At 51.1% G+C, this 24,965-nt stretch carries 16 protein-coding genes; 6 read left to right on the top strand and 10 right to left on the bottom strand.

Going from position 1 to position 24,965, the window contains the following annotated elements:
- Positions 1–207: 207 nt before the first annotated feature.
- The 4 genes from ACN0TT_RS03050 to ACN0TT_RS03035 all read left to right on the top strand — a co-directional run bounded on the left by ACN0TT_RS03050 (position 208) and on the right by ACN0TT_RS03035 (position 2,574).
- Positions 208–705, top strand: coding sequence for a DUF2059 domain-containing protein (locus ACN0TT_RS03050; RefSeq protein ID WP_417760670.1), 498 nt, complete (start codon positions 208–210; stop codon positions 703–705).
- Positions 706–791: 86 nt separating this feature from the next.
- Positions 792–1,115 carry a hypothetical protein gene (locus ACN0TT_RS03045; protein WP_417760669.1) on the top strand — a complete coding sequence of 108 codons (324 nt, stop codon included), beginning with the start codon at positions 792–794 and terminating at the stop codon, positions 1,113–1,115.
- A gap of 221 nt (positions 1,116–1,336) precedes the next feature.
- Positions 1,337–1,993, top strand: coding sequence for a DUF4823 domain-containing protein (locus ACN0TT_RS03040; protein ID WP_417760668.1), 657 nt, complete (start codon positions 1,337–1,339; stop codon positions 1,991–1,993).
- Between the two features lie 56 nt (positions 1,994–2,049).
- Positions 2,050–2,574 (top strand): DUF4879 domain-containing protein, encoded by a 525-nt coding sequence (locus ACN0TT_RS03035; protein WP_417760667.1) that lies wholly within the window; start codon positions 2,050–2,052, stop codon positions 2,572–2,574.
- A 98-nt stretch (positions 2,575–2,672) separates the two neighbouring features.
- Here ACN0TT_RS03035 and ACN0TT_RS03030 read toward each other — a convergent pair whose 3' ends face one another.
- The 10 genes from ACN0TT_RS03030 to ACN0TT_RS02985 all read right to left on the bottom strand — a co-directional run bounded on the left by ACN0TT_RS03030 (position 2,673) and on the right by ACN0TT_RS02985 (position 23,451).
- Entirely contained in the window at positions 2,673–4,127 is a 1,455-nt protein-coding gene (locus ACN0TT_RS03030) for an efflux transporter outer membrane subunit (RefSeq protein ID WP_417760666.1), read from the bottom strand.
- Positions 4,120–7,254: an efflux RND transporter permease subunit gene (locus tag ACN0TT_RS03025; protein WP_417760665.1), complete on the bottom strand. Its 3,135-nt coding sequence runs from the start codon at positions 7,252–7,254 to the stop codon at positions 4,120–4,122. Before ACN0TT_RS03025 ends, ACN0TT_RS03030 begins: the two co-directional genes overlap by 8 nt.
- A gap of 3 nt (positions 7,255–7,257) precedes the next feature.
- Positions 7,258–8,511 (bottom strand): efflux RND transporter periplasmic adaptor subunit, encoded by a 1,254-nt coding sequence (locus tag ACN0TT_RS03020; protein ID WP_417760664.1) that lies wholly within the window; start codon positions 8,509–8,511, stop codon positions 7,258–7,260.
- A gap of 413 nt (positions 8,512–8,924) precedes the next feature.
- Positions 8,925–9,932, bottom strand: coding sequence for a D-alanine--D-alanine ligase (locus ACN0TT_RS03015; RefSeq protein WP_417760663.1), 1,008 nt, complete (start codon positions 9,930–9,932; stop codon positions 8,925–8,927).
- A gap of 221 nt (positions 9,933–10,153) precedes the next feature.
- Positions 10,154–12,184, bottom strand: coding sequence for an exodeoxyribonuclease V subunit alpha (gene recD / locus ACN0TT_RS03010; protein ID WP_417760662.1), 2,031 nt, complete (start codon positions 12,182–12,184; stop codon positions 10,154–10,156).
- Positions 12,184–15,981 carry an exodeoxyribonuclease V subunit beta gene (gene recB, locus ACN0TT_RS03005; RefSeq protein ID WP_417760661.1) on the bottom strand — a complete coding sequence of 1,266 codons (3,798 nt, stop codon included), beginning with the start codon at positions 15,979–15,981 and terminating at the stop codon, positions 12,184–12,186. Before recB ends, recD begins: the two co-directional genes overlap by 1 nt.
- Positions 15,978–19,436, bottom strand: coding sequence for an exodeoxyribonuclease V subunit gamma (recC, locus tag ACN0TT_RS03000; protein ID WP_417760660.1), 3,459 nt, complete (start codon positions 19,434–19,436; stop codon positions 15,978–15,980). Before recC ends, recB begins: the two co-directional genes overlap by 4 nt.
- Before the next feature lie 142 nt (positions 19,437–19,578).
- Positions 19,579–21,594, bottom strand: a complete 2,016-nt coding sequence (locus ACN0TT_RS02995; RefSeq protein ID WP_417760659.1) for a transglutaminaseTgpA domain-containing protein — start codon at positions 21,592–21,594, stop codon at positions 19,579–19,581.
- Positions 21,591–22,547: a DUF58 domain-containing protein gene (locus ACN0TT_RS02990; protein WP_417760658.1), complete on the bottom strand. Its 957-nt coding sequence runs from the start codon at positions 22,545–22,547 to the stop codon at positions 21,591–21,593. The genes ACN0TT_RS02995 and ACN0TT_RS02990 overlap by 4 nt, the downstream gene beginning before the upstream one ends.
- Before the next feature lie 4 nt (positions 22,548–22,551).
- The gene (locus tag ACN0TT_RS02985) at positions 22,552–23,451 is read right to left on the bottom strand and encodes an AAA family ATPase (protein ID WP_417760759.1); all 900 of its coding nucleotides are present in this window, start codon (positions 23,449–23,451) and stop codon (positions 22,552–22,554) included.
- Between the two features lie 416 nt (positions 23,452–23,867).
- Here ACN0TT_RS02985 and ACN0TT_RS02980 point away from each other — a divergent pair, with 416 nt between their 5' ends.
- Together ACN0TT_RS02980 and bcsQ are read left to right on the top strand one after the other, a co-directional pair.
- Positions 23,868–24,179, top strand: coding sequence for a hypothetical protein (locus ACN0TT_RS02980; RefSeq protein WP_417760657.1), 312 nt, complete (start codon positions 23,868–23,870; stop codon positions 24,177–24,179).
- Positions 24,176–24,961 (top strand): cellulose biosynthesis protein BcsQ, encoded by a 786-nt coding sequence (gene bcsQ, locus ACN0TT_RS02975; protein ID WP_417760656.1) that lies wholly within the window; start codon positions 24,176–24,178, stop codon positions 24,959–24,961. The genes ACN0TT_RS02980 and bcsQ overlap by 4 nt, the downstream gene beginning before the upstream one ends.
- The last annotated feature ends 4 nt before the right edge of the window (positions 24,962–24,965 follow it).

Here is a 24,965-nt window from a genome sequence, read left to right as displayed (position 1 = left end):
TCGCGTGGCGCATTTTTGTGTTAACGCATTATAGATAGCGTGGCTCGTTGAATGTGAACCGTTGTAGGCTTCGCACTATCAGCTAGCAAAATTGTCGTCATGAAGGTGCGCGCCTTCGACTCACAATGCATGAAGGATTATGATAGCGGCTGGGAATGACGCACATTTGCCATAGGGCATTAGCGTTTGAAATAACAAAAGGGAAATATGATGGGTAAAACAATTGTTCTGGCCTTTGGCTTACTGCTATCGGTTGCGGTACAGGCACAAGAAGCTAGCCGAGCTGATGTTGAAGCGCTGTTGGAAGCATCAAACATGAATGCGATGATTGAGAATATCTACGATCAATCCAGCCAAATGTTTAACGGTATGGGGAAACAACTGGGCATTAAACCCGACGAGCAAGCTTTATTCGAAGCATACATGGCGCAAGTGACCAGCGAGATGCGGAAAGAAGTTAGCTGGGAAAAGATGAAAGAGCCGATGATTCAGATCTATCTCAAGCATTACACCGATAAAGAAATCAAAGACATGCTGGTGTTCTATCAATCTGAAACCGGACAGTCTATGGTGAAGAAAATGCCCGCAGTCACCCGAGACTCACTCATGTTGTCACAGCAGATGATGCAGAATTTTATCCCTAAACTGCAAACGCTGGCGGAAGATTTCAACCAAAAGCTGCAGGCACATCGCCAAGCTAAATAACCCATCATTAGGAGCAAGTGTACGATACGGCGCTTGCTCCTTTTGTTTGGTATCAACAGTGATCTAATGGATGAGAAGAACTAGCGATGAAAGTGTTAGACAGCGAAAGTTGGGCTTGGTTTTTGTTTGAGCATGATGGCGACCTGTTGTTAGATGCTCATTGCAGCATGAGTGCGGTGAGTTATAGCTTTATGATCCGCTTGAATGGCGAGGAGCGAACGCGTTACTTACATGAAGGGCGCAGCTATTTGTCCTCGCTGGCGCACGCGATTCATTATTCTGTGCCTATCTCCAAAAACACCGATTCGATTTATCAGAACCGCGATGTCCATAACGATTTTGCCGAATTAGCATTGACTGCCATTAAGGATTGGCGAGCGCATACGTCGCAATCAGCCGCTGATGAGTAATGTCTCGTCCTACCTAGATTATTTATAAGCAAGAACAGCTTGAAAGAGACACATGAACAGCCACCGTACAATGTTCTCAAAAAGGCAACATCTGGGATCTTGATGATATTTACGAGGGCAGGTGGCATAACAGATCTTGGCTGCCTCGGCGCTGAAAAAATTTGCTAAGTGCGCGTTGGTAACGCAAATTAATTGGTACTTCGCTGGCGTCAGCGATTTCTGTGACCATTGACGCGGTAGGTGATAATAAAGCCACACGTATGTTAACCATGAAAGAGGCAAGTGCTACGGATGCAACGGCATTGGCACAGCAAATGGATTTAATCGAAATTGAACAAAAGGATAATAGTAAGCTTATGAAAGCTATTCTCGCTGTGACTTTGGGCGTTTCTCTATTAGTTGGTTGTGCGGACAGTATCAATATCACTCAGAATATGGCAGCCAAAAAAACGGTCATTCCTGAGTCCACTACTGTCTATATAGCGTTGCCCAGAGATGGCAGTTATGGCAACACAAATTATTCGGGCTCTGGAAAAACAGTCGCAAGCATTATCAGAGCCGCATTCTTAAAACATCTGGTAGATGTTGACGTTGGACGGGATTATCAATCGTACAAGCAAGCGTTGGCATCAAGTGCATCTCAACCAGTAGATTTACTGGTTTATCCTTCAATTTTACATTGGGAAGATAGAGCTACAGAGTGGTCTGGTATCCCCGATAAAGCCAGTATCAAAATCGTTATCTATTCGCTAAGCGATGAGAGCGTCATTTCTTCAGTCACCATTGATGGGACAAGTGGATTAGCTACTTTTGGTGGGGATCATCCACAAGATCTATTGCCAGAACCTGTTGGTACTTATGTTGATTCGTTATTTTGATTCGTTCAAAACGAATGATATGTCTATATTGTTGTGTTGCTAGCTTAATAGGCTTGATGATGAAAACGCTCGTAAAAATAATCATATTTGTACTATGTGGGCTGAGTATATTGGGTGGTGTCGCCGCCGCGGCAAGCAAGTCCTTTGAAGGGCTCAACCTCAATAAGCTGAAGCTGCCACGGCAAGTCATTGGTTCGGAAAAGGGGCTTAATCTGCTGCAGGTTGTTGGGGTCGCATCGAGCAGTTATGGGGATTACGAATATCTCGACAAAAATAGTCGCTCTACCAGCCAAGTACATGCGGGCACTATTGTGGTAGCAGTGTTGCAATATGGCTACGGCAACGCCAACGCCGCGTCATTGGCGGCATCGGAGCCAGATGATACGAATACGGTCACCTTTTGCGGCAGCTTGAGCAATATACATAACTGTCGGGCAGGCGAGAAAGTATCAGGCTGGATCTATTTTTATCAGTTCAATCAAAGCCAAGGCGGTTACTTCACTATGTCGGCTAACTCAACCGCCGCGCCTTTCGGCACCTCAAAAGTGGCTATGACGATTAAATCTCGCCAGTGGCACTAACCATAGGAAAAGCGTTCAACAGATCAAATTGTGGGGGATTAGTGAAAGTTATTGAGAACAAACAAAAACAGCCTCAAATGAGGCTGTTAGTCGAGCGTTTAGTTCGCCGCGTTACTTGAGACCATATTGTTGCTGGAATCCGCGTCGTTAGCTTGCACCAAATCAATCGCAGTCTGCTGCCCAACACCACCACCAAGCGCTCGGTAGAGAGTAATCATCGCTAACTGGCGATCGCGCTGTGCTTCACTCAACTCTAGCTCGGCAGTAAAGTGATTTCGCTGTGCATCGATCAAATCAAGCGAGGTAGCCACCCCGTTTTTATAGCGCAGTTGAGCTAAGCGCAAGTAGGCGGATGATGCATCCAACAACCGGCGTTGTTCAATCCACACCTGTTGCGCCCGTTGGTAATCATTCATGCCGTCTTTCACTTCAGTGTAGGCATTCAATACCGCGCTGCGATAAGCCAACAACGCTTGTTGCCGCGTTTCTTGCGCAATCGTCAGCTCTGCATCTAACTTGCCTGCATTGAAGATTGGCGCCGTTACCCCACCCGCCAGCGACCAGGCGACACTGCGTGCTTTGAGAATATCATCGAGTGATTCCGACTCTCGGCCATAGGCACCAGTGATAGTGAAACTTGGCAGCTTGGCTGCTTGCGCAACGCCTACATCGGCGGTGGCGGCAATTAATGCTTGCTCGCTGGCTCGCAGATCGGGACGTTGTTCCAGCAAGCGTGATGGAATCCCCGCGACTAATGATTCTGGGAATTGCTTATCTATATCCAAGCTGACGGTGTCGATGTCATAACTGTATTCACCCAGCAAAATACGCAGCTGATTGCTTTTTTGCTGCCGTTCATATTTCAGCTGCGGCAGATTGACCATGGCGGTTTGATATTCCACTTGTACCTGACGTACATCAAGGCCAGAAATTACCCCGTTTTGATGACGCAAACGCGCAATGGTGAGCTCTTTAGCACGTAACTCGGCCGTTTCTTGCGAGATTTGTAGCCGTTTTTCGATATCAGCTAACTCGTAGTAGGCGGCAGCCACTTCACTGATCAAACTGACTTTAGCGGCCAACAATAACTCGGCACTGGAGAGGGTATTCGCCCATTGGCCTTGGTCAGCGCGGCGTTGCGCGCCCCAGATGTCTAGCTCCCATGACGCCTCAACGCCCAAAGTGCGGGTTGAGTCATACAGACCACCGCTGTTGGTCAGGCCGCTATCTTTGGTGCGTTCGGCACCGACAACGCCGTTCACTTCTGGCCAGCGGTCCGCGTTGGTCACCGTCAAACTGGCTTTGGCGGCGCGTAAACGGCTTTGCATGGTGGCTAGCGATAAGTTGTTACTTAACGCATGCTCAATCAGCTTTTGCAGTTGTGGATTAAGGTAAAACGCTTGCCAATCTTTTACCGAACGGGCTTTGTGATCTTGCTGCAAGCTGGTGCTGTATTGCTCCGGCATTTGCAGATCGGGCGCTTGATAATCAGGCCCCACCACACAACCTGAAAGTAATGCCACGGTTAACATGGCTAACGGACGTTTAATCATGCTCCACCTCCGTGGCAAAAGTGCTCTCTGGTGTGATTTTCTGACGCAACCAACCGGCGGTGGTGACGAAGAATAACGGCACCAGAATGATACCGATACTGGTCGCCAGAATCATACCGCCCAGAATGGGAATCGATACCGATTGGCGGCTCACCGAACCAGGCCCGCTGGACATAACCAGTGGCAGTACGCCAAGAATAAAGGCGACGGAGGTCATCAAGATGGGTCTAAAGCGCATGGCGGCAGCTTTAAGTGCGGCCTCGGTGCGGCTCAAGCCTTCGCGATACAACTGGTTAGCAAATTCGACAATCAGAATGGCGTTCTTCGCCGCCATACCAATCAGGGCGATAAATGCCACTTGGAAGAACAGGTTGCTCTCCATGCCGCTGGTCAAGGTGGCAATGGATGCACCTAACATGGCAACAGGGGCGATCAACAGTACGGCAATTGGAATGGTCCAACTTTCGTACAGCGCCGCCAAGAATAGGAACACGAACAGCAAGGCTAGACCAATCGCAATCGAGGTTTGGTTAGCAGAACGTACTTCTTGGAAGGTGATACCGGTCCATTCATAGCGGAATTCTGGTGGTAGCATCGGCTTCGCCACGCGGTCAATCGCTTCAATCACGTTACCGGTGGAGTAACCTGCGTTCGGCACCACACTAATTGCCGCACTAGAAAACATGTTGTAGTGGGTTACACTGGCGGGGCCAACCGTGTAATCAAAGTCGGCCAGTACCGAAATCGGCACCATGGCACCTGAGGATGATCTGACGTAAAATTCCTTAATTTGATTAGGGTATTTACGGAAATCTTCCTCAGCTTGTACCTTAACGCGGTAGACGCGACCGAACAGGTTAAAGTCGTTCACGGTTGAGGAGTCCGTCAGCGTTTTGATGGTGGCGTAAACGTCTGAGACTTCGACACCGAGTGCCATCGCTTTGGCTTCATCTACGTTAACTTTTAACTGTGGAATCGCGCTTTGCAGTGACAAGCTGGCATTGGCGACTTCAGGTTGTACTTTCAGTTGCTCAATCAGGTCGTTGGCACTTTCTACCAAGCCTTTAAAGTTGGTGCCCGAGGTATCCTGTAACACCATTTCTACGCCAGAGCCGTTACCTAAGCCTGGCACGGCGGGCGGCATGTAGAAGTTGAACTCCGCCTCAAGCACTTGATTGAGATCGGCTTTGATCTCTTTCATCACTTTTTGAATGGTCTCGTTAGAGGCTTTACGTTCTTCCCACGGCTTGAGGATCACCTCAAATTCGCCGTTGGCTTGGTTTGACCCTGAACGACGGTTTTCACCTGCAAGCGTAAACGAGAAGTCCACCGCTGGATGACTCAGCACATGACGTTCAGCAATTTTCAGCACTTTTTGTGTGCGGTTAACCGTTGAGCCAGCAGGCAAGGTCATGTCGATAAAAAAGCGGCCTTGGTCTTCATTCGGCATAAAGCTTGAGGGCAGGTGGCTCATGATGTACCACACCGCCAGCACCATAATGCCAAACACCGTGTAGCTGCGACGGGCGTTACGATTGGTCAACGCAACCAAGCCCACATAACGGTCGGTCAGCTTATCTAGCTGAGTGTTGACCCAGAAGAAGAAACCACGAGTTGGCGCATCGCCCGAACGCAGCAAAATAGCACATAGCGCAGGGCTCAGTGTTAATGCGACAAACATTGAAATCAGTACTGCTACTGCAATCGCGATGGCAAACTCGCGGTACATAATGCCGGTGATGCCCGCGAGGAACGACACAGGCACAAACACGGCGCACAAGACCAACGAGGTGGCAACCAAAGCGCCAGACAGCTCTCTCATCGCTTGGCGAGCAGCGGCCATTGGGGTCATGTTTTCTTCGTTGATCAAACGTTCAACGTTTTCCACTACCACAATGGCATCATCCACCACAATGCCAATAGCGAGTACCAATGCCAGCAAACTCACGGTGTTGATGGTAAAGCCAAACACCAACATTACCGCCAACGTACCAATTAACGATACCGGTACGGCAATGGCGGGGATCAAGGTGGCGCGCGCATTTTGTAGGAACAGGTAAACCACCAGAACTACCAACACGAGCGCTTCTACCAGTGTGTGCGCGACTTCTTCAATGGAGTTTTCAATAAAGTGTGACGCATCATAAAACACCTGCCAGTCAACCCCTTGAGGAAACTTAGAGGAGAGTTCCGCCATGGTTTGCTTGACCTTTTTGGTCACTTCCAACGCGTTAGCGCCCGGTAGCAAGAACACCTGCAAAATGGTGGCGTTTTTACCGTTAAGCTGTGATTGCAGGGTATAAGCGGACGAACCTAGTTCTACGCGTGCCACGTCACGCATGCGGATCAGCGAACCATCAGGGTCGGCTTTAACGATGATCTCTTTAAACTCATTCACGCTCGATAAGCGACCACCAGCCACAATTGGCAATGTCATGGTGATGTCATCACCGTTGGGTTGGGTGCCGATAGTTCCCGCTGGGGTTTCTTTGTTCTGCGATTTAACCGCGGCGATGATGTCGGAAGTGGTTAAGCCCAAGCCCGCCATCGCGTCAGGTTTTAGCCAAACACGCATCGAATAGCTGCGCGACCCTGTGTTGCGGGTGCGGCCGACACCGGGAATACGGCGTAAGGCCGATTCAATATTGATGGTGGCGTAGTTGGACAGATAGATCTCGTCGTAACGATCATCACTGGACGTCAACGCTAGTTTCAGCAGTTCCACTGACGCGTCTTTAGAAACAGACACACCTTCGGTCTGCACGTCGATAGGCAAATTACCCAAGGCTTGCTGAGTCGCGTTTTGTACGTCGACCGCGGCCAAGTCAGGGTTGGTGCCCACATCAAAAGTGATAGTGACGGATGATGAGCCAGAGTTGGTACTCTTGGAACTCATATAAATCATGTTTGGCACGCCGTTAACTTCTTGCTCTAACGGGGTGGCAACCGATTCTGCCGCAGTGGTTGATGCAGCACCTGGGTAAGAGGCCGAAATACTCACTTGCGGTGGCGTAATGTACGGATATTGATCCACTGGCAACATGAACATAGCGATCATGCCAAGTAACACGATGACAATGCTGATCACGCTGGAGAAGATCGGTCGGCCGATAAAGAACTGAGCCATAGATTAGTGCTCCTGTTCTTTAGCTTGTTGTTCTAGGGCTTTGGCTTTTTCTTCTTCATCCATCTGCTGTTGATAGGTTTTCGCATCTAACGGCTCGGCTAACTGTCCGTGACGTACGCGGTGCATGCCTTCAACAATCACACGTTCGCCTGCACGTAGGCCGCTTTTAACCACAATGCCTTCCGGCCCTTGGTGTTCGATCAGAATAAAGCGACGTTCAACCCGATTATCAGGCAGTACGACCATCACATAGACGCCGCCTTGATCCACTTGGATGGATTGTTGTGGAATGACGATTGCGTCGTGGATTTCATCTAATTTGATGCGTACGTGGGTATATTGCCCTGGCAGCAACTCTTTTTGCGGGTTAGGCAATACCGCCCGTACCTCAAAGGTACCAGTGCTAGAGTTCACTTGCGGATCAGTAAAGCTCACGCTACCTAAGTAGTTGTAGTCACTGTTATCTGGCAGGGTAATGCGCACAAAACCACCTAAGGCTTTTCCTTCGGCTTCGGCTTCACGCTGCTCGTTAAAGGTGGTCATGCGGCGGCGGGCATTGAGGTAATCCAGCGCTGACATGTTAAAGCTGACGTAAATCGGATCGACCTGTCTGACGCGGGTCAAAAGTGATTTGCCTTTGCTGCCCACCAAGGCACCAATATCGACTTCTGAACTACTTACCATGCCATTGATCGGTGAACGCACCTCGGTATAGCTCAGTTCTAGCATCGCTTCTTCTAACTCAGCCTTCGCTCCGGCTAAGCTTGATTTTGCTTGGGAAACGGCAGAAATGGCGTTGTCGTAATCCAACTGACTGGCAGCATCTTGCTCATAGAGTGGCTTTAAACGGCGCGCATCGCGTTCGGCTTTTTCAAACGCGGCTTGTTGGGCGTCTACTTTAGCTTTTAGGCGACTAACCACAGCGGTGTAGGGTTTGTTGTCGATGTTGTACAGCACATCGCCCGCTTTTACTGCGGCACCTTCAGTGAAGCGCTTTTGTTCGACGAAGCCATCAACGCGGGCGCGAACTTCCACATCTAACGATGCTTGAGTGACACCAACATAGTTGCCGTATACCGGCACATCGGCCTTTTGTACGGTTTTGACTACCACTAGCTTAGGGGTGATTTCGGGCTGTTCAGGGCCGCAACCAGCCAATAAAAAGCTAGCGGTTAACAGACTTAAGGTTGTACCGACTTGGCGGCACCGGCGGGTGATTGCTACGCAAGGCATAGACAAAGCAAAGCTTGGCGACATATTGAGTTCCAATTGTGAGCAAAGACTTCGAGGGCAATGAATTAACGAAAGTTTATCATTATTGGCAATTGTATGTGGCCGGATGTTATATGGCTCGTTTGCCCGATACATTACTAAATGAGTGTTTGTTGTCGAAATTTACACCAACATTTATTCATAAAAATAATATTTATCAGAAGATTAGCACCTTAATGCTGTACTCAGACTGAGTGGCAATCACTAACCTTTCAGCATGAAAACGTTGCTTTTTGAAAGTAAAAAAATCGACAATTAATGATGTTTATCCATCAGTTATCGAAATTCTGTGCTCAGTCGACTGTTATACCGATGTTTGATATTTAGTATAGCCGAAAGAGAATTGCCACAAGCTTTGCGAAAATACTAGCTTGTGGCATAAATATTATAATTAATAGCTAATTAGTAAGCTGCGATTTAATATTGTCCATCAGGTAGCTAGTGAAGTCGTCACCATGATGCGCCAGCATTTTCGGGAACATAGAAATCTTAGTCAATCCTGGGAAAGTATTGATCTCATTGAGCAGGATTTCACCTTGATCGCTCAAGAAAAAATCGATACGTGATAGATGACGCAGTTTCAATCCTTTAAAGACGCGTACGGCATAGTCACGGATCTCGGCAACTTGCGCTTCGGTCAGATTGCTGGCTTCAACTTGCGTAGTCGCGTGACTGTTATCGGCGTATTTTTCTTCAAAGGTGTAGAAGGTGTTATCGGCACAGATAATTTCCCCCGGTTTGGTGGCAATCACTTGGCCTTGGTATTCATACACGGCAACTTCTAGCTCACGGGCGCGAATGGTCTTTTCTACGATCACATACGGTGAATAGCTGAATGCGCGGGTCAAGGTCTCTTTGATTTCGTCGCGGTTATCGACTTTGAAGCAGCCGACAGACGAGCCTTGTGAGGCGGCTTTGATAAACAGCGAGCCCCAAGTATCAAACGCGTGTTCACAACGTTGCAGCGATTCATCATCGACTTGATTCACAAACAGGTATGGCGTGTTAGGAATGCCAAGCGCAGTAAACCACATTTTGGCGGTGATCTTGTTGAAGCAGTTGCTGCTTGCTTCAGAATCACAGCCAAAGTAGGGCAGATTGATCAAATTAAAATAGGATTGAATGTCGCCCGTTTCACCGGGATAGCCGTGAATGCAGGGGATCACATAATCAACGCGCCACGCGTCGGTGTCGTCTTCAAAACGAATTTCACGACGGTTGGTCAACTCACATTTTTTACCCTGTTGGGTGCGATATTCGCCTTGGGCGTTAAGCTCTAACCACAGTAAGTTGACGTCATCGCGCTGTGATAAACAGGATTCAAAATAACGTGCAGATAACAGTGAAATATCGTGTTCGGCGCCACCGCCACCACATAACAGCAAAATGTTGATCTGAGTATTCAAGTAAAGCTCCCGAGCTAAAACGACCAGACAGATTGCCTTCATTATGGCGTAAACCTTTGACGCTGTTAACGCAAATTCAAGGCTTTGTGCGCTATTGGCTAAATTGTCGGCGCATTAACCTGCGGTGTTAACAACGCTTTGTTGTTTCCGAGCGACTGTTGGTCTTTCATGTTTGAGTTTTGTTCAAATTAGGCAGGTTTGAACGAGCCGCCACCATTGAACTAAGCAAGTGGGTCAACAGCCCCTAGCGACCACAAACGGCTCGCAAGCCCAGAGGCGCGACGGGTGAGTTGCGTCACCGCTAAATTAAATACTGACGGACGGCCGCTACAGCTAAAGTGCAGCTTGGCGCGAGTAATGCCAGTGTAGAGCAATTCGCGGCACAGCAACTGTACTTGTGGTCCACGCGGGTTAGGTGGCAATACCAGCGTTACCGCATCAAACTCACTGCCTTGGCTTTTATGTACCGTCATCGCAAAGCAGGTATCGTGGCTTGGTAAGCGTGCGGGTAATACTTTCATCATGCTACCGTCGGCGCGTTCAAACCATGCCATCAAGCGCCCTGTTTGGTTATCGTGCAACACAATGCCGATATCGCCATTAAACAAACCCAAGTTGTAGTCGTTATTGCGGATGATGATGGGCCGACCACGGTAGAACTCTTGCCGCGGTTCAATCAGCTGAGCTTGGCTGAGTTGACGGAGCACCGCGATGTTGATGCCGTCTACGCCATATTCACCTGAACGCATGGCGCACAAAATACGAAATTGATTGAATGCTTGCAGCACTTGCTGTGGCTCTGCGTTGTTGGCGGCTAGCTCAAGGTAGGGGCGATACTGCGCCACACAATGTTGCAGCAATGCGCGCTCGTTACTGCTGTCACTTTGCTGTTCAAACCACGCCAGCTCGGCATATTGCTGGCGCCAAACTTGGCGGACTGCCGCCACATCACCTTGGTTTACTGCGTTGGCTAACAGGCCAATACCCGCATCGCCTTTAAAGCGGTGGCTATGGCGCAGCATACATAAGCTGTCGCCCAGTGCGTCTTGGCGGGTACCTTGTGACAGTGGCATGCCACACAAAGCAGTTAAGCGCGCGGCTTGCTTGGCGGAGTATTGCATCTGCCAAGTATCATCCACCCGTAAACCATGGCAGATATCGGCCAGTACGGCACCGGCTTCTACCGAGGCCAACTGATCTTGGTCACCCAGCAAAATCAGTTGGGCGTTATCGGGCAGGGCATCGAGTAACTTGGCCATCAGCGGCAAATCCACCATTGACGCTTCATCAACAATCAATAAATCGAGCAGCAGCGGGTTATCGTGATGATGACGAAAACGCGAATCATCGGGGATCACCCCTAATAAGCGATGAATCGTAGCGGCTTCTTCAGGGATCGATCTTAGCGCGGCTTGCAACGCTGGTGCGCTGCTAGCGAGTTCTGCTTGTAAGCGCGCTTTGGAGCCTTTGATGGATTCGCTGAGTCGGGCGGCGGCTTTACCTGTGGGCGCCACCAAACGCACGTGCAGCTCGGGTTGCAGTTGCAATAACGACAACAACACTTTGGTAACCGTGGTGGTTTTACCGGTGCCGGGGCCGCCAGTAATGATCGACAAGCGCCGCGTTAGGCTGATGGCGGCGGCGACTTTTTGCCAATCGATCGCAGCGCTTTGTTGTTGAAACAGCGTGCTGAGTAACTGACTCATTTGGGCGGCAAGCGCCGGTTCGCTATCCAAGCGCTGCGCTATCTGGTTATCGCTGGCAAGCGTCAACAATTTATTGGCAACTTGTTGTTCGTAGCGCCAGTAGCGACGCAGATACAAGCGCTGTTCTTGTAGCACCAATGGCCGACTGTGCGCGTCGTCCAGCTCGCCAGCTTGTGGTTGCCACACCAACGCGGATTGCGCTAACCGCTGGCTTAGCTCAGTGGCTAATTCGTGCTGACTGATTAACTGGCAGCTAACTGGTGCTGCACCGTTTTGCAGCTGCGCCGCGGTTAACGGTCTTAACCCGAGCGGATTGCTGGCGTCGATGTGCGCCAGCGGTAAGCAACTGTGCTGGCTAGAGAGTTGCTTCGACAGCAAGGTCAACAGCAGTAATAGCAGCGGTTCAGTTTCGCTGACTAAGTCACTCAGTTGCAGCGCAAAGTGGCGATCTAATGCGGTGAGAGCGCCTTGTTGCTCGGCCAGTTTTAACAGCTGCGGCAACGGATGTGAGCACTGTAGCTCGATATTGGTGCTGAGTGTGTCCATTAAAATAATCCCAAATCCAGTTGTCCGCCGTTGGCTGGCGCAGTATCGAGCGTTTGTGGCTTAATTGGCGCGTTGTCGTCGGCTGTCAAACGGCCAGAAAATAACAGATCCAGCGCGTCAATTAACGCTTGTGGTGGCCGGTCATAATAAATACCCGCTTGCGGATAATCAGGCGACATGCCGCGCAGGAACAGGTAATAACAGCCGCCAAAATCATGTTGATATTGATAGTTCGGCAAACGGCGGCGCAGATGGCGATGCAGTGCCAAGGTATACAGCAGATATTGCAGATCGTAGCGGTGGCTCAGCATCGCTTGCTCAAGATTATCGCCGTGATAATCGTCAAACTGATTGCCTAAATGGTTCGACTTATAGTCGGCGATATACCAGCGGCCGTTGAAGTTAAACGTTAAATCGATAAAGCCTTTAAGCATGCCGCGCAGCAGCTCAAAATTAAGATCGCTTTGGTAGCCATATTGCGCCAGTAGTTGATTGAGCGCGTGGCAATCGAGTTGGGCAACAGGCAGGTAAAATTCCATCTCGGCAATGATTTGCTGCTGGCTTAGTCCGCCTAGTGTTAATCCCGCATCGCGCTCACCAAATGGCGCTGCCAAAATGTGTTGATACCATTCCAGCAGTATCGGTTGTTCGGCGTCATTAATGCCGTATTGGCGCATGGCGTTAGGTAGCACGTCGCTCAACGCTGCGGCTTTATCGGCGGCATCAAAGTCGAGGTCTTCCAACACTTGGTGCATAAACGACCCCGCATTGGCGCCTTTTTCAAATAGAAAACGCGGCTCCGGCAGTTGCTCTGGCTCCGGCTGTTGCATGAACAGCGGATCGTCAATTTCATCATCCATGCCCGGTGTTTGCGGCGGCTGTTCGTCACTGAGTACGGCATGGCTGCCGCCGTGGCCCGCTTGTTTTACTAAACCGCTGTAACTGCCTACCCGCCAGTTTTGTCGCTCGGGCAGGGTTAAGTTCAGCGGCGCTAATGGCGCTTGGGGCGCATCACTGTCGGTTAAGTTGCCGGAATACTGCGGCGTGATGGTCTCAAGACTAATGATCTTCGAGGCTAACGGGGCCAACTGTTGCTGCATGGCGGCAAAGTCAACATCGCTGCTGCTAAAGCCGAGGAGATAGCCAATGGCGCTTTCGGGCAGATGGCTGGTAATGCCTTTTTTGAGCACGCGTGAAAAGTTTGCTAACGACAGATAACAGCGATACACCGGCCGTGTGAGCGCGACGTACAGCAAACGTAGATCTTCGGCTAATTGCTCTTGTTGCTGTTGTGCTTTGGCATCGTCACTTTTATCTAATGACCAAATCAGTTGGTTATTACTGTGGTACAGCAGTGGATCGGGCGTACGACTATTGTTATTAACGCTGACAAACGGCACGAAACAGACTGGATATTCCAGCCCCTTACTTTTATGAATGGTGACAATTTGCACCAAGTTTTGTTCGCTCTCCAATCGCAGCTGTTGCTCTTCGCCGTTCTGTGCTTCTAATAACTGTTGCTCAAACCAATACAGCAATGCCGCTGGGCCATCCAGCTCCGCGGATTTTTGTTGCAGAAGTTCGGCCAGATGGCGCAGGTCGGTGAGGCGACGCTCGCCGTTGTCTTCCGCCAACATCCGTTGGATCAGCTCTGTATCTGCGGCCAGTTGCATAATGGCGGGCATGATGCCACGGCTGAGCCACAGCTGTTGCCAGCGCTCAAACTGCGTGAGCCACAGGGCGCGCATCTCTTCTTGCAAGTTGAATTGATGGATATCTCCCACACTCAAACCGAGCAAATTAGTCGCCATGGCACTGCGCAGGGCAAACTCATCACGAGCATTGATTAACGCGTGCAGCAGCAAGGCTAATTCGTGTGCTTCAACGGTGTTAAACACGCTGTCACGACTGATAAATACCGCGCCAATATGGCGTTTCGCCAGTGATTGCTTCATGGCGGCGGCTTCAAAGTGATCCCGCACCAGCACGGCAATGTCTTTGGCGAGCAGGCGTTTTTGGCCGTCTTTACTGACGATTTGGCTATCTTGCTGCAATAAGCCAAGAATTTGCTCCGCCGCGTCTTCTGCCAGTAATGCGCGTGCCGTTTCTTTATTCAAGCCGTGCTGTGGGTCTTCGGCCAGCAACCGCAGTTGTAGCGCATGCTGGTTACCCGCACTAACCAACTGTTTTTGCTTGGCGGCGTCGGGCACGGCCACCTGTTCAAACGGAATATCTTCCCCGGCAAACGGCGCCGCATGTTGCCCAAACAGGGTATTGACCGCGGCAACCATATCGGCGCTAGAGCGATAGTTAGTACCGAGGGTGTATTGCCCTTGGGTGGTGTGTTTGGCGGCTAGATAGGTATGAATATCGCCGCCGCGAAAGGCGTAAATGGCCTGCTTGGGGTCGCCGATCATCAATAAACCGCGGCCTTGGTTGGCGGTGGGCTCAACAGCACTAGCATCGTCATTGGCATCAGCAGCGGTTAGCGGCAACGCTTGCTGATAGATGCTGGAGAAAATGGCGAATTGCAGCGGATCGGTGTCTTGGAATTCGTCAATCAATGCCATGGGAAAACGTTTAGCGATCTCTTGCGCCAGTAGCTGTCCCGCGCTGATGCTGGCGTCATCGTCTGCTTGATAACCCAGTGCGGTGGCGAGGGTAGACAGCAGATCGTCTGGCGTCAGCACGTTACGTTGTGTTTTTTGCTCAGCGAAGCGGCGGCGAATATTCTCTCGTGCCAGATATAAAAAGGCTGGCTCGACGCCGCTCAGCTGGCTATTAATCTCGTCAATCAGCGCCAGCAGCGGTGCTTGTTCAGGCGTGGGCGCCGGCGCACTGTTTTTATTGAGACTGAGTTTGGCCAGCGACAGTTTATCTAAGGCGTCTTCTGGAGGAATGGGGCGGCTAGATTGCACCCAACTGTCCATGCTTTCAAAGGCGCTTACCAGCTTGGGATAACCTTCGGCCTGTTTGCCGTAACGGGTGCCGTTTAGCGACAAACTAAAGAGTAATTCTAACAACCCTTGACGCGCCGCCGGCCATTGCTGCTTTAAGCGGGTAATCGTTGGGGCTAAACGTTCGGAAAGCTGCGCGAAAGGCAGCGGCTGCGGTTTGGCAATGGCGTTGTTATTACCAAGCAGGGCGCGCAGTTTTCCTTGTAGCTCCTGTGGCTCTTTAAACTTGCTGTAGATGATCTGCGCCATTAAGCCGTTGAGTGGATAACAGTGCTCGCGCCAAAAATCGCGCACGGCGTGGTGCAGGTATTCACTGTCATCTAGGCTAAATTCCGCTTCAAACAGTAGGCTGGATTCAAACGCGAGATCGCTCAGAATGCGCTGGCAGAAGCCGTGAATGGTAAAGATCGCCGCTTCGTCGAGCGATTTCAGCGCTAAGTCGAGCCGAGTCAACGCATCACGGCGCTGCTCGCTATTAAGTTCTGCGAGCAACGCGTTAATAAACGGATCGTTCTCCGGTAAACCTAAACAAGCGCGATAGGCTTGGCGAATACGGCCACGAATACGATCGCGCAGCTCTTCGGTCGCGGCGTTGGTAAAGGTGACGACGAGAATTTGCTCACAGGTCAATGGGGTGCAACCCACGCCCAGCAATAACCGCAGATACAAGCCGGAGATGGTGTAGGTCTTGCCTGTGCCGGCGCTGGCTTCAATCAGCCGAGCGCCACTGAGGGGTAACGTCATCGGCTCCAGCAGTTGCGGCGTTGGGCGAGTGCTGGCTGCGGCGGGTTGGTTGGCTGCACGGGGCTGCATATTGCCAAGTTCTATCTCTTTGCTCATGCGTTTGCTCCTTCTGCGCCGCCGTGGCTAACGTAATCTGCCAGCTCTTTGAGTTTGCCTTGATGGTATAAGCCCACGAGCGGCGTGAGCAGCGTTAATGTCGGCGTGCCGAAGTTAGCCTCGTCAAAATCATCGGGAAAGGTGAAACAACGCTGCCAATGGGGCTCGCTACCTTCACCGGGATACATGCCGCCTTGCCAAGTGCTTTGTGCATCGTTCAAGCGGCCTGCATGATCTTCTGCGCTACTTTGGGCGTAGGCCAGCGCGGTGTTGGGCGGCAGCATTAATGGCTGCTGCTGGCCTTGAATAAACCGCTGTAGCCATTGCGTCAACTGCTGCACTGCTTGCTCGGGCAGCAGCGGTGCAAATGCGTGGAAGTCATGCATATCGAGCAGGTAGCTGTGACGCTGCACGCCCATTGCGTTCATAGCGAGATGGCGTAGATACAGACGGATAATATCGCGGCCTTTGGCGCGGCCGGGGCGTAGGTCGACTAAGCCTTTACCTGCAACGTTGTCTAAGTGACCTTGTAGGCGCAGCTTGAGATCACTCAATGGCACATCAATCAGGAGTTTCTTTTGCGAATCACCACGCAGATACAAACTGCGTTCGAGGATTGGCGCGATGTCACGGCGGTATTCATTTAATGTCAGTTCATCAAACGGTGCGTTGGGTAAACGGCCGCTGGCTTTGAGTTTTTGGCTCAGTTCCACATCAAGGATGCCGTCGTGTTCCAAAGCATCAAACAGCATCAGCGATTGCAGCTGATAGCGTTGAAATGCATCGGGTTTAAATGGCTCATCGTTATCATCCGCATTGAGTGACAGACTCAAATCCAGCTTCAAGCTGCGGTTGAAGAAATACTGGGCTGGATTGCGATAAAAACGCACCAACGCCTGTAGCTCGATGATGTCATTGTCGTCGCTGACTTCGGTATCGGCAAGCGAGAGTGGCGCGCCGTCCATAAATTCAGGTCGCGCTTGCTGCAATGGCGTAGGGCACCATTGTGGCGAAAATGACGGCGTTAGTGGTAACGCGTTGCTGCTAAGAAGTTCTGGCTGATACAGACTGACGTCAAACGGTTGTAACGGCTGCTGTTTGATCAAGCGGGCGTTAATCGCCTGTTCTAAGGTGGCCAGTTGTTCACCATCAAGGCGTGCGCTGATGTCGAACTGCGGCAGCAACGCGGCTGGCACACAGGTCAGTTGGCAGTATTCTAATAGCTCGGCGATAAGCATCGACGGATTGCGCGGGCTGTTGTCTCGTTGTGAACGGCCAACATAGCTGATGTATAGCTGCTGCCTCGCTGACAACAGCGCTTCTAAAAATAGATAGCGGTCATCTAAGCGGCGCGAACGGTCGCCTTTGCGTGGTAAACGTTGCGCCATCAAATCAAAGCCGACGGGATGCTGCACGCGCGGATAGAGGCCGTCATTCATCCCTAACAGGCAGACAACTTTGAAGGGAATTGAACGCATCGGCATCAAGGTACAGAAGTTAATGGCACCAGCGAGATAGCGCTGCCCCACGCGTGACTCTTCCAACTGGCTGCTAAACCATTGCTGTAAAATTGTGTTGTCGAGTGGCTCAACAAATCCTGCTGTGAATAATTCTGACTCAAGTTTGGCGATCGTGCTGTTGATGGTCATCAAAGCTTGCGTGTCGCGCTCATCTTCAGCGTCATAGAAGTCTGCACATAATTGGCTGAGTTGCTGTACGCGAATATCAATCGTTGCGGGTTCGGCCAATTGCTGGCTTATCTCATCAATGCTTTCAATAAAATTGAATAGTTTACCCAGCGCCTGTGCATTTTGGCCTTCTACGCCGGGCACGGCCAATTGGCCGTGGAACAGCTCGGCATCATCTTCAAGCGCGTAGCCCAAGATTAACCGTTTCAATCCTGCCGCCCATGAGTTCTGTTCAAAGGCGGGCAGTTGTTGCTGGGTTCGGCTTTGGGCGCTGCGGCCCCAACGCACTCCCGCGCGGTCAAGCCATTGGCGTACTAGCGCGAGCTCGTCACTATCTAAGCCAAAACGCTTGAGCGTTGCGGGCACTTCTAAAATGGCGAGAATATCGGTGAGCGCAAAACGGCTGCGATGGATATCTAGCAATGCTAAAAAGGCGCTGATCAGTGGTGACTCTTGGCTGGCGCCACGGTCAGCAATGGCATAAGGCAGATAATATTGGCCATCGCGCCGAGAGAACACCGCATCGATATAGGGGGCGTAGGCGGCAACATCCGGTAGCATCACCACAATGTCTTTGGCCTCTAGCTCTGGATGGTTCGATAACATCCACAGCAGATGATCGTGCAGGGTTTCCACTTCACGCAGTGGCGAATGGCAGCTACGCAACAGCAGTGATTGGTCATCATCAGTGAGCACGCGGCGGCCATCGAGGCTTAAATACAACTCACTGTCTGGCCCGAGCAACTGGCCGCGGGTTTCCATCTCTAAAATGTCTTGCTGAATGCCTTGCAGCAGGGTGGCGTCCCCGTTGGGATAAAACAGATCATCACCCAATTCAATCGCTTCAGGTGGCAATTCCAACATCAAATCCAGCAGTTCACGGCCGAGTTTGCCGTTGTTTGCCAGCAGCGGATTGCCAACAACCAGATCTTTTTGCCAGTTCTCTGGCAGTTGCCGTTTGGCACCATAAGCAAGATTGATGCGCGCCCGTGCTTTGGGGTTAACAATATCGCCCCAATAGTGCTGACAGGGGCTGAGGCTTAATACTGTCACCGGAATGCGATGCCCCAATGCTTGCAGCACACTCAACGTTTGCGGTGGTATGGAAGAGATACCAAAAACAAACAAGCGTGCTGGCAGCTGTGGCAAGGCCTTAGTGTCATCTTCAAGGATAGCCACCAGCGCTTCATGCAGATTCGCTCGGTGGTAGGCGCTTTGGCCCAGTTGGCGGTTAAACGCCACCAGTTCTCGCCATAACGCTGGTTGCCAAGCTTGCTCGTCACTGAGGGCGAACGGCGCTTCATTGGCTTCCCATGCGGCAATCCAGTCTGGGCGATACACCAAGTATTGGTCGAAGATATCGGCGATACGCGCCGCGAGTTGATAGCGCTTGAGTTCCGGTTGGCTGGAATGGCTATCTAGATAACGTTTTAACGGCGCGTACAGCGGTTGGTCGATTAAGCTCGGCAGCAAGCTTAGCAGCTTCCATGTCATCGCCGCCTTGGTAAAGGCGTTTTCCTTAGGCACGTTGGGCAGCAGAGCGTGGCAGAGCTCCCAGATAAAACTCGACGGCAGCGGAAACTCCACTCCAGCAGCAATGCCGTTATGTTTGGCAATTTCGAGTCGCAACCAAGTGGACATGCCGGGGCTTTGTACCAAAATCTGCTCGATAGCGAGGGGCGATTGGCCGGATAGCGGCTCACTTAACTGATCGGCGAGGGTGGCCGACAGCAGTTCCATTTTGTTGGACTGAATAAGTTTAAACATAGTTACGACGATAGTGTCCTGATGCTATGGCGCCTTGCTTGGCTAATAACGCGATTGTAATGTGCAACCGCACTAAGTACCAGTTATCGCTGTGGTAAAAAACAGCGGTTATTGCTTTCAATAAAATCGAATTGGTGACGATTCATTTAGGTGGATTACGCGAAATGATTTTAACAATCTCTTTGCTTTTATTGGTAAATTCTTTTGTTATTGCCTTCAATTTATTTGTTGCAAGGTTTTGATATTTCAACTGTAGGTAACCGTTATTCCACTGCTGTAACTGCTGGTGGTACTGGGGCCAGTGTTGTTGTAGTCGTGCGGTAAAGTCCATTGGCCCCATGGCCAACTCGCGCTTAACGCCCATCTTGGCACTGGCCTTAGCCACGGCATTGAACTGGCGGTCAACGATAGACAGGCGGCTTGGTAATCGTAGCAAGCCGGTCGACCAAGCAATCACCAGCAGCACGATGGAGATTACTGTAATGAGAAACAGTGCAATGCGTAGCGGTGTGACTTCACCCAGCAGTTTTGCTAGCAGCTGTTGTTGACGCTGTTCGTCAAAGCCCAGCACCCATACCGTCCAGTAGTAATCGAGATTGGCAAACTGCTGCCGCAGTGCGTTAAACCAACTGCTGTTGCGAATGGCACTGAAGCTGGCATCTGCTAAATAGCTTTCCTCTGGACTAAATAGGCTGTCAAAGCCTTGCTCAATACGTTCGGGGGCAATCATAGCGGTTGGGTCATAACGTACCCAACCTTGGCCGTCGAGCCATACTTCACTCCATGCATGTGCCATATATTGATAGACCGACATATAACCGGCGCTGGCGTTATAGATCCCCCCTTGATAGCCCGCCACAATACGTGCAGGTAGGCCAGAAGCTCGTGCCAACATGGTGAAGGCGCTGGCGTAATGTACGCAGAAACCTTGGCGCGAGCTAAATAGAAAATCATCGAGCTGATTTTGTCCCAGCGCGGGCGGCGATAAGGTGTAGTAAAACGGCTGCTGGTTAAACAGTTGCATCATCGCCGTCAGGCGCTGACGCGGATTTGGATACTGCGCTGCCAGCCGTTGTGCCAGCGCAAGCGTTTGCGGATTTCGATCGTTAAGTACCGCCAAATTTTCTCGGCGATCACTGGCTGACAACGGATCATCAAGCGCTGCGTCGAGTCGGCTCCGTACCTGATACTGAAATTGTTGCTCGACCGGTTTCAGTGAGACGAGGCGATAATCAGGCAAATTTTTCACTGTGCGCGTGTTACTAGTGGCGCGGTCTAAGGCAAATAGCCAACGTTGGCTACTGCGCTCGGCAATGACGGTATAAGTTAAACTGTTGCTGGCAGGAGGAGCCAGCGCCTCTTTAATCGCATACGGGCGATACCAGTTGATGTCGCGTACATCGGCGGCTTGTTGCCACGTGCGGCCATCATAGTCACTCAAAACCATGGCGCGCCAATAGAGCTGTGGCGCTGCGGGCGGTTTACCATCAAAGGTTACACGAAAGGCGATCGCTTGTGAGCGGGTGAGTTGCGTAATATCGCCAATCCGCAGTTGATCCGATAAGCCCGTCGTGGCGCTTTTACTTTGTGGCACTAACCACAGCGGTGACAATCGCGGCAAAATCACAAACAACGCAACCGCCAAGGGCATACTTTGCAGCATTAATATTAGCGCCTGACGACCTTGCAGCAGCCACGCTTGCTGTCCCCGATACACACTCAATAACGTGGCGGTATTGATGGCGCACACCAATAGACTCAATAATGCATCGCTAATGCCTTGCTTATCAATAAAGGCGAGGGCAATCAGAAAATACCCCGCCAGCACGATAGCAAGAATATCGCGCCGTTCGCGCATCTCAATGTATTTAAGGGCGTAGCCTAAGATCAGCAAATTGATCAGCGCGTTGAGCATACCAATCTCACGGCTTACTAATAGCAAGGTGGAACCAGCGGCAATCGCTAAGGTGGTGACTAGCCAACGTGGCGGTTTGGCCACGCGGCCAAAGTAGATACCGATACGCCACACAAAGCAGATGCCACAAATCCCCAGCGTGGCCACCGCCGCTTTGTCGACGAGCGGCAGTAGCACCGCGATATTGCAGCAAAGCAACCAGGAGAGCGTGTGGCGGCTGATGTTATCGTGCGCTTCGCTCATAGGCGCTCCTGCTGATAACACGCCAGCGCGGTTAAACATTGCAGCCGATGTGTTTGCCCTTGGTTGGGGGCAATACGCATTGAGCCCAACGCTAGCCCCCAATACTGATTGGGTTGTTTGGCAAGTTCATCAATTTGATAACTGAGTAACGACAATTGCTGCTCGAGTTGTTGCGCGTTGAGATTGGCCGCCAGTGTGAGCCAGACAGGTTCCCCCGCGGGCGTAGTGAACTCTTTGGAGAGCATGCCACGCTCCTGCGCCCATTGTTTCCACGCGACCTGTTTGAGTGATTCGCCGGGAATGTAGTTACGTAGTCCGGCGTATTCTTCGACACCTGCTAACTGCTTGCCCGTACTGCCAATATCATCATCCAAGCGGCGGAGGGATTGTTGCCCCTGCTGGTGGGCCGGAAACACGATATGCAGGGTGTTGAGATCGAGCCAAGACCAGACGCGACACAGCCCCAGTGGGTAGCGCGACTCAATCCGTAAACGACCAGGGTCTAGTCGTCCGCGCTGTTGGGTTTGCAGCGCCACCACCCGCTGTTGCGGCTCTAAGGTCACTTCGGCAACCCGTAGCGGGTTTTCTATCTGAAATGACAACTGCAATTGATACAGCGGCCGAGCGGCACTGAGTTTCACGGGAATAGACAGTTGCTGTCCGGCATAGGTATGTGCCGATCCCGCCGAGACAACGGTGAGTCCGGCGAGATTTCGGTAGCTGTGCAAAATGGTGCTAATGAAGATACTGGCGAGCAGCAACGCCATGCCGATGACGAGGTTATTTTGGTAGTTAGTACCAAACAGAAACAGCAGCACCACCAGCATAAGCCACAACACGCCAAAGCCACTCGGCAGAATAAAGATACTGCGATGACTCAAGGTTTGTTGTTCCGCCGCGGGAATTCGATGGCTAAGCCACCGGTTGAACCACTGTTTCAGCATCACGGGCATAAGATCACCGAATCGGATTCACCGCCGCCAGCAACTTGGCTGACAGCTGCTGGCCTTGGGCTTGACTGGTTTGACGAATACGGTGTTCAGCCACAGGGGTAAATACCGCTTGCACATCTTCCGGTACTAGATAATGGCGCCCATCCAAAAATGCCCACGCTTTGGCGGCGGCTAACAATGCCTTAGTGGCTCTGGGAGACAAACCGTAACCCTCGGTCAATTGGCGCGAAGCGTTGATCAGTGCCAGCAGATAATTGAGCAGTGCATCGGAGGCGGTCACCGCATCACACTGTTGCTGCATCTCACTCAAGCTTATTGGGTCGATACATTGCGGCAGGGTTTTAATAGTTTCGCCCTTTAGCATGGCGAGTTCCGCTTCTTCTGACGGATAACCGATCGATAGCCGCATCATAAAGCGATCGAGTTGCGATTCGGGCAGGGGAAAGGTGCCAGATTGTTCAGTAGGGTTTTGCGTGGCAATCACAAAAAATGGTTTAGGCAGGTGGTGCGTCACGCCATCGACGGTGATCTGTTGTTCCGCCATCGCCTCGAGTAGCGCACTTTGGGTTTTAGGACTGGCGCGGTTAATCTCGTCGGCCAAAATCATCTGGCGAAAAATGGGGCCCGGATGGAACACAAACTCCGCCTGCTGCTTATCAAAAATGGATACGCCAAGAATATCGGCGGGCAGCATATCGCTAGTGAACTGAATGCGTTGATGGCTCATGCCAAGGGTTTGCGCCAATGCTTGCGACAGGCTGGTTTTACCCATGCCGGGTAGGTCCTCAATCAGCAGATGGCCGCGCGCTAGAATACAGGTGAGGGCTAATTTGACGACCCGAGGTTTTCCAATCAACACCTTCTGCAGTTGCGTGGTGATGGCATCTATCGGTTGTGGCGGCATCATTACGTCCTAGGATAAGTAAACCAAGTGATCACAGTATAGGTTTATAATCAGTAACTTGAACTTAAAACTCATCGAAAAAGCTCAAATTGATCAACGCTATATCCAGCAACCACTTGCCGCATTATTGCGTTATCTATCATTGGCTTCACGTCTCTTGCTGTATTTTCCCGTCAAAAAAGTTACTTAATTACCAATATTAGAACTAAGCCGTCAATCTGTTCACTGGTTAACCAGTTTGGTTAAAAAAGTATATCGATATTGAAAATAGGCGTTTACAGAACACAAGAATTGTTTAATATACGTTCTATAATGTAGCGTCAGAAATTTGACACTATGGATTTTGGTTACGATTTTGATGAGACGTAACTTTTCTATATCGCTATGGATGGCGTGAACTTAGGGCGCTTGATTCAATGAACAGCTATGACGATATCGCGGCGTTAACGTCGAAGATTTCTCAGGAAGAACTAAACTTTCAGACATTTAACGAAAAAGCCGTTACCACGACTTCGTCATGGGCATTGTTGAACGAGTTACTGCATGGTGCAGAGCAACCTAAAGCCAGCCAGCCTGTTGCATGGGCAGCAGCGCCAACCGCAGCGGTTAAAGCGCAACCCGCTGTGACTACCTCTGTGGCAGCAGCAAGCGTAGCGCCTGAAACCACCCCCTCAACCACCAGTCCCGCAGGCGGACTTAGCAGTATTCTCAAGAAGGCCACTCGATGAACCTCGTATATTTAACCTCACCTAAAGGCGGCGTGGGTCGTACGACCTTGACGGCTAATTTGGCATTTGCCCTACAGCGTCTAGGCCATCAAGTGGTGGTGTTGGATCTGGATGTACAAAACACCTTGCGCCTACACATGGGCTTAGCAGTGGGGGAACATCGCGGCGTTGTGGCGCAGTCGCAACATAATAGCGACTGGCGCGAGCATATAATCGAAACACCAAGTGGCGTGGGGTTGTTGCCGTATGGTCAGGCAACGCGTGCACAGCGTGAAGGCTTTAACTCGCTACTGCGGCAGGAGCCGGATTTTCTGGAACTACGACTTGGCTCGTTGCTGCATCAACCTGGCTGTATCACGCTAGTGGATCTGCCGTCTGGCCCAAGCTCAGGTTTAGAGGCGGTCAAGCGTATGTCTGGATTGGGCATTGTCGTGATGCTGGCTGATGGTTGCTCCGCAGCAACATTACCGCTGGTACAACAAGAAAATTACCTCGGCCCGGAGATCGCCCAACGTGCGCTATATGTGATCAACCAAGTCTATATTCGCAGTCGCCTTAATCGAGATTGTGTCGAGTTTTACGAACAGCGCTTAGGTGCCGCCTTGTTGGGACGCGTTCACCGAGATGAAGCGGTACCCGAAGCCACCGCCTCCAAACAATCGATTTTTGAATATGCGCCGACATCGGCGGTTATCCAAGACCTCGAAGACATCGCCCGTAGTATCAGCCGCGCGTTGCCTGATGCTTATGGCCACGATTCAATGAAGTTCTCGCTGAGATAAGCCC

It is taken from the genome of Shewanella sp. (genome assembly GCF_048265805.1).
Lineage (GTDB): Bacteria > Pseudomonadota > Gammaproteobacteria > Enterobacterales > Shewanellaceae > Shewanella.
The sequence above is the reverse complement of the archived record's forward strand: the minus strand, read 5'-3'. Positions and strand labels throughout refer to the sequence as shown.